This window comes from Parabacteroides sp. TM07-1AC (assembly GCF_003480915.1).
Taxonomy (GTDB): Bacteria; Bacteroidota; Bacteroidia; order Bacteroidales; family Tannerellaceae; genus Parabacteroides; species Parabacteroides chongii.
On the sequence record NZ_QUKD01000004.1, the window covers coordinates 146133 to 152731 of the forward strand.

A 6599-nucleotide genomic window follows, 5' to 3' on the forward strand; every position below is an offset into this window, starting at 1 on the left:
TATTGTTTTAATGTTATTCGATTATTAGTTATACAAATGTACTGGTTTACGTGTACGAAAACATATAAAATCGTATCAAATGCGATCATTATTATCTCTGTTACTGTCAATCGTTAAAAGCTAATGATAAAAAAGAGGTTATCCGATTGATTATTCGGGTAACCTCTTTTCAATATTAGTCGGTACCAAACCTGTTATTTATTTTCCCAGCCTTGATTCTGAACAAAATTTTCGTTCATAATTAATTCTTCTTTTGGAATAGGCCAGTAATAGCGATAGTCATCCCAAGGTAATGTGCCTTTAATTGTATTTTGATACGGGCTCTTTGGATAGCAGATTATAAAACCGTTTTCATCAACAAAAACTGTTTTATTTAATTCTACAGCTACTGCCGTTTCCGGTTTGGTGTTATGAGTTCCATCATATAAATCTTGAACAGAAAGAAAGTTCATACCACGCAAAGGCACTGTCAGTAATTTACCGGCTTTCCAACGCATCAAATCTTCGTAACGGTGATTTTCAATTGCTAACTCAATACGACGTTCACGGCGGATCTCTCGTAATAAAGGACTGACTGTGTAGTCTAATTTGTCTGCATAGATTTTGTCCAAACGCGGGTCAGCCGGTTCTTGTCCAACAGTCAATTTGGCAGTCGGATATTTTTCGAAATCAAATCCGGCACGTTCACGCAAAGCATTGATTGTTAAGTCAACATCTGATTGGCTCAATGTTCCGTTTAATTCATATTTTGCTTCTGCGTACATTAACAGAAGCTCTGCATAACGGAATTCGATAGCTGCCTGGATACCATTAGTTGTACGGTTTTCTTCTTCAGGGTCACCCATCCAATGTTTGATTACACGGTAACCAGTCATTGCTGCTCCACTTGCATTGTAGGTTAAATTTGGATAAGTAATACCATTTTGTTCCAAATCAACAACACCTCCTTGATAGATTGTGACGTATTCTCCCGGTTTACAAATTGTTTGGGTTAAGCGAGGGTCACGATTTTCTAATTCAGTCCATTTCCCGTAATCAAGGAAGTTCGGATTCTTTTCATAGTTACCTTCACTACCTCCTGTATAAATCGGACGCCCATCGATGCAAAGGTATTCGTCGACGAGTCCTCGTGTTGCTCCCATTGCTTCACGGTTAGAATTATTTTGATTGTAATAACGTTGAGCAGCATGTCCTACTTTGGATTCCAGGTAGTTGCGAGATAAAATAACTTCTGGATTATTGGAAACGTCTATAGCTGCGAACATTTTCCAATATGTATCATCACCGTCCTTATAGAGTGAATATTTACCGAGTAGTGTTTCACAAGCTTTTACAGCTTCTTCTAACCATGTATTTGCTGTGTTTTGTAAGTTCAATTCCGTGTGATATTTACGGAAAGTTCCTTCGAATAAACAAATACGAGCTTTTAAGAAGTTTGCCTGATCTTTGTTTAATCGGTCTGTTTCCTGATTGGCTTTTTCCGGTAACCAGTCGACAGCTTTGTTTATGCACATTAAAACAGAGTCCATAACTTCTGCACGTGGTGCACGTGGAGCATATAATTCCTCAGAGTCAACGTTTAAGTCCTTTGTCAACCAAGGTACATCACCGAAGTAGAGAACTTTCTGATAATAGTCCCAAGCTTTGAAGAAATAGGCTTCAGCAGCATAAGCATTTTTCTTTTCCTGACTTAATTCAGCTTTGTCATAGTGTGAGAGGAAGAAGTTTACTTTACGTAAATTCCACCAATACCATCCTGTACTTTCTTTAGCTTCTGTAGGAACGATTAATTCGCCAGCTAAGCTACTGAGTTCGTTACCTGCTCTTACACAGTTATCTGAATAAACATCTCCATACATCAATGGACTGCCTGTAACTCCTAAAGGATTAATATCCGAATCGGCCCATCCACTTCTGTGCCCTATAATATAAAGTGGATATAAACTGTTCAGCATCATTTTTAAATCTGTTTCAGATTTCCAGAAACTTTCATCGGTAATTTTATCCAGCGGATAACGTTCCATGAAATCGTCGTTGCAGCTTGGTAGTAATGTTGCAGCTAGTCCAAGTGCTAAAATGTATTTTTTTATGCTTAATTTCATAATCGATTTATGCTATTTTGAATTGTACTATTTAGAAACCAACTTGTAGACCGAATGCAACAGAGCGCATCATCGGATAAGAAGATGAAATCTGATCCGGGTCATAAAGATTTGGTATCTGAGTGATTTCGAATAAATTGTATCCGGAAATACTCAGTCGGACATTAGAGAGTTTAGCTTTGTTTACCCAAGCTTTCGGCAATGTATATCCCAGTGCCAATGTTTTCAGACGAAGATAGGCAGCGTTAAACAGATAACCGCTTTGAGTAATGCTGGAAATACGTCCGGCATACATCGGATATTTGGCATTGGTACGTTCCGGAGTCCATGAGTTATTATACATTTCCCAGTTACCGGAAGTTCCGGAACCACCCCAAAATACGTTGTCATTAATCCATACATCTTTTTTACCGACCCCCTGGAAGAAAATGTTCAAATCGAAGTTTTTCCAGGAAATGTTACCAGTAATACCATATTGGAAACGAGGAGTAGAATTACCAATGATTTTACGGTCTCCTGGATTTTCAACAGTTTCATCGCCTTTGGATATTTCTCCGTCGTTATTTAAGTCAGCATATCGTACATCACCCGGATATATGGTTGATTGAATTTTTGTCTGACTTGGACCGATTAGAGTCAATTTTCCATTTTCATCTTTAGTAAAATCACTTTCCTGCAAAATGCCAACTGTCTCATACCCCCATATTTCTCCCATTTTCATACCGTCATAAAGGGTAGAGAGTAATTTGTTTGGGTTTCCTGTAAATTTGATAACTTCAGATTGGTAGTCGGATAATACCAAGCCTACATCGTAACGAATACCGTTACTTAATTGATCTTTCCATTTCAAACTTAATTCCCAACCGTTGGTTTTTAGTTCTCCAGAGTTACGCTTAGGAACGGTAGCGCCCAATACAGCTGGAAGTTTTGTCCCGTTCATAAGAATGTCTGTTGTGCGACGGGTGTACCAGTCGAATGTGGCGTCCAGACGGCCTTTCAACAGGGTTACGTCTACACCGAAGTCAAGCGTGCTGGCTGTTTCCCAAGTCAAGTCGCTGGCAATGATACCTGTGGGACTCATACCTTTGATCTGATCTCCGTTCATTACCCATGAGATATAGTCGGCTGCACCGTAGCTGGCAATATAAGCGTAATTGGCTACATCCTGATTACCTAAAGAACCCCATGAACCACGAACTTTCAGGTTGTCTAACCAACTGCGTGTATTTGCCATGAATTTCTCTTCTGAAAGTCTCCAACCGGCAGAGAAAGACGGAAAGAACTTGAAACGAGAGTTCTTTCCGAAGCGGGAAGTTCCATCGTAACGACCACTGAATTCAAACAGATAGCGTCCGGCGTAATCGTAGTTGGCACGAACAAAAGCACCACGGATGGCCCAATGTTCCTCGTTGTCTCCAGAGTATTGAGTACCGGTAGTCATACCTAAAGTAGGCAGGTCATTTGTCAGGATATCCTGAGCTTCTCCATATAGTTTGCGATAGTGATACCATTCTTGGTTGAATCCGACAACGCCTGATACATTATGTTGCCCGAATGCTTTGTTGTAGTTTGCGTATGCATTGATTGTGTAATAGTCAGAATGGGTTGTTTCTTCTCTTACAGTGGAAGGATTAGTATGTGTCGTATTTAAGTTGACCCAATCGCTTACCACATATTCACGTAAAGGTATGATACGTTTTTGGAAGTATTCAGTCGGGCGATAAGACAATTCTGCCTTGATATTTAATTCAGGCAGGATGGTCAGGGTGGGAGCTACACTATACACAGTGTTGGTGTTGTGTGTTTGGCGCGTTGCACCATAAGCTAACCAACCAAAAATATTGTCTGTCCATGCATTCGGAATCGGGTCATTCGGACCGGTTTTCAACGGCATATTCAAATTACGTCCAGGTTCATTTTTCATAGAAGCCCATACGGATGATCCTTTTCCACTTACTAACCATGGTTCGTTATAATTGCTGGTGTTGAAAGAGATTTTGGATGCGACATCGAACCAGTCTGTAATTTTGGTTGTCAGGTTCACATTGATGTTATAGCGTTTTTGTACATCTGTGTTTACTTCATACATACCTTCCTGACGTTGGTAGCCCAATGAAATGTAGTAACGTGTTTTAGCCGAACCACCACTAATAGAGATATTATGACGCTGAAGTGGTGTCCAGTTTTTTACATAATTTTCATACAGGTTGTTGTTGGCAACCCATGTTATGTCTGTAGCACTACCTTCGTTGTAAATCCATGCATTTTCCGGTCTCGGATCTTCCATATATTTCTTTTTGGCAGCCAGCAGTGTTTCCATCCAGGGAGTCACCGTTCCACCTGTCATTTCTGTCTGTTTATTGGATGCCAGTTGATGTGTGTATGAATCTAGAATGTCCGGAGTGTGTGACGGTGTATTCCACTGCATATTTAAGTTATATGTAACTGTTGCCTTGGTTTCGTTTTTTCCGGATTTTGTTGTAATCAACATAACACCATACGTTGCACGTGCACCGTATATGGCTGCAGCAGAAGCATCTTTCAGAATAGAGATGTTTTCGATATCGCTCGGGTTCATCATATTCAGATAGTCTGTATCTACCTGGATACCGTCGACAATGATCAGCGGACTACCGGATTTTACCTCCCATTCGTCTGTTTTGCCTTCTTTTAAGCCGATAGAAGTACCACCACGTACGTTGAATGAAGGTGATGAGTTTGGTGACGCATTCGTTGCCGACACGTTCAAGTTAGGAACAACGCCCTGCAATGCCTGACCGACATTGGCAACCGGTTTGTTTTCCAGCACTTCGGCACCGACAGAAGCAACGGCACCTGTCAGGTTTACTTTCTTTTGTGTACCGAAGCCGACTACAACCACTTCTTCGAGGGCTTGTGAGTCTTCTTTTAATGTAACGTTAATAACCTTATTTCCCTTTACAGCTATTGTTTGGGTTTGGTATCCCATATAGGAGAAAACCAATTCGCTGTTTGCGGGCACAGAAGAAATCATGAAATTACCGTCTATGTCGGTAATGTTCCCGATTGTGGTCCCTTTTACCTGGATAGAGACACCGATCAGCGCCTCGCCCTTCTCATCTTTTACATTACCTGACACAGAAATGTCTTGTGCCATTAATTGGTGGGCGAAAAGAAAAATTCCCATCAACATTGTTAAAAACTTGTTTCTCATATAAATTATAATAAATGGTTAACACTTATTGATTGACCTGCTGCAAAAGTGATGAGAAATCAAGGCTAAAAAAGCCTATTTCGTTTCAAAAAAGGTTAGTTTTGTCTCTAAATAGAGGGCTTGAGACTATTTTTACTTGTTAATAAAGGATATTTGTTTTTAATCTTTTAAATTATTGACGTTTCTGTATTCTTTAGGTGACATGCCATATACAGCTTTGAAGCAGGAGGCGAAGTAGCCGCTGCTGCTAAATGCTACTTTTTCCAAAATTTCGGAGATACTTAAATTGGTTTCACGCAGCATTTGGGCAGCCGCTTCCAGACGAAGATGCTTGATCATTTCGGCAGGGGAGAGGGCAGTCAGTGCCTTTGCCTTCCGGTAGAAGTTGGCCCGGCTCATACCGATTTCTTTGCAGATCATGTCGACGTCGAGGTCCGGATTGGAGAAATTTGCTTTGATGATGGCGGTGTATTGTTTCAGGAACTCTTCGTCCTGGTGGGTCGTTTTGACGCCCAGTTCATTCAGATTCAGTTTTTTCTCGTATTTCTGCTGTATCCGTTTTCGTGAGGTTAGCAGGTTTTTTATGCGGGTTTGCAGCAAGGCGATGTCGAACGGCTTTATGATGTAGTCGTCTGCTCCGGCCTTGTATCCTTCCGTTATTTGAGAAGGCATCGTTTTGGCAGTCAGCAGAATGACTGGGATATGAGATAATTGGGCTTTTTGCTTGATTTGGGTACATAGTTCCAATCCATCCATTTCCGGCATCATGATATCACTGATAATCAAATCCGGAATTTTCAAAGCTATTTGTTCCAATGCTTCTTTTCCGTTCCCGGCTTTTAATATGTTGTATTCATTCTCAAATTGTTGTTCGAGATATTCCAATACATCTTTATTATCTTCTACGAACAGCAGGGTTTGTGTGATGGTTGTATTCCTTTTTTTATCGTTCGGAATGAACTCCTGGATATTAACAGGAATAGCCGGTTCTGTTTGTTTTACCGGAACACTGACCGGTTTCTCCGGTACAGGAAGTAGTACATGCATTCGGGTTCCGGATTGAGGCATTGTCTCCGCCCATATAATGCCATTATGCTGTTCTACGATAAATCGTGACAAACTTAAACCGATACCGGAACCTGCAACCTGATGATGCAGATCCTGAGAAGACCGGTAGAAAGGCTGGAATATTTTTTCAAGCTCTTCTTGCGATATACCTTGCCCATTATCAGAAACTTGTATGTGTAGATAGTAATCTTCGATGAGTTGTTGATTTTGCCTAAGTTTCACACGAACTACGCACT

3 protein-coding genes are annotated in these 6599 nt (G+C 40.7%); all 3 read right to left on the bottom strand.

From position 1 onward, the window contains the following. Positions 1-194: 194 nt before the first annotated feature. Entirely contained in the window at positions 195-2102 is a 1908-nt protein-coding gene (locus DXD68_RS10575; RefSeq protein WP_122361481.1) for a RagB/SusD family nutrient uptake outer membrane protein, read from the bottom strand. Positions 2103-2133: 31 nt separating this feature from the next. Continuing rightward, positions 2134-5295: a SusC/RagA family TonB-linked outer membrane protein gene (locus tag DXD68_RS10580; protein ID WP_122361482.1), complete on the bottom strand. Its 3162-nt coding sequence runs from the start codon at positions 5293-5295 to the stop codon at positions 2134-2136. 159 nt (positions 5296-5454) lie between these two features. After that, positions 5455-6599, bottom strand: a 1145-nt coding sequence (locus DXD68_RS10585; RefSeq protein WP_199715623.1) for a response regulator, incomplete at its 5' end; no start/stop codon positions are given.

Bases quoted from the DNA above. Each gene is read 5' to 3' on its own strand.
- DXD68_RS10580 (WP_122361482.1), bottom strand. From the start codon at position 5,295: ATGAGAAACAAGTTTTTAACAATGTTGATGGGAATTTTTCTTTTCGCC.
- DXD68_RS10575 (WP_122361481.1), bottom strand. From the start codon at position 2,102: ATGAAATTAAGCATAAAAAAATACATTTTAGCACTTGGACTAGCTGCA.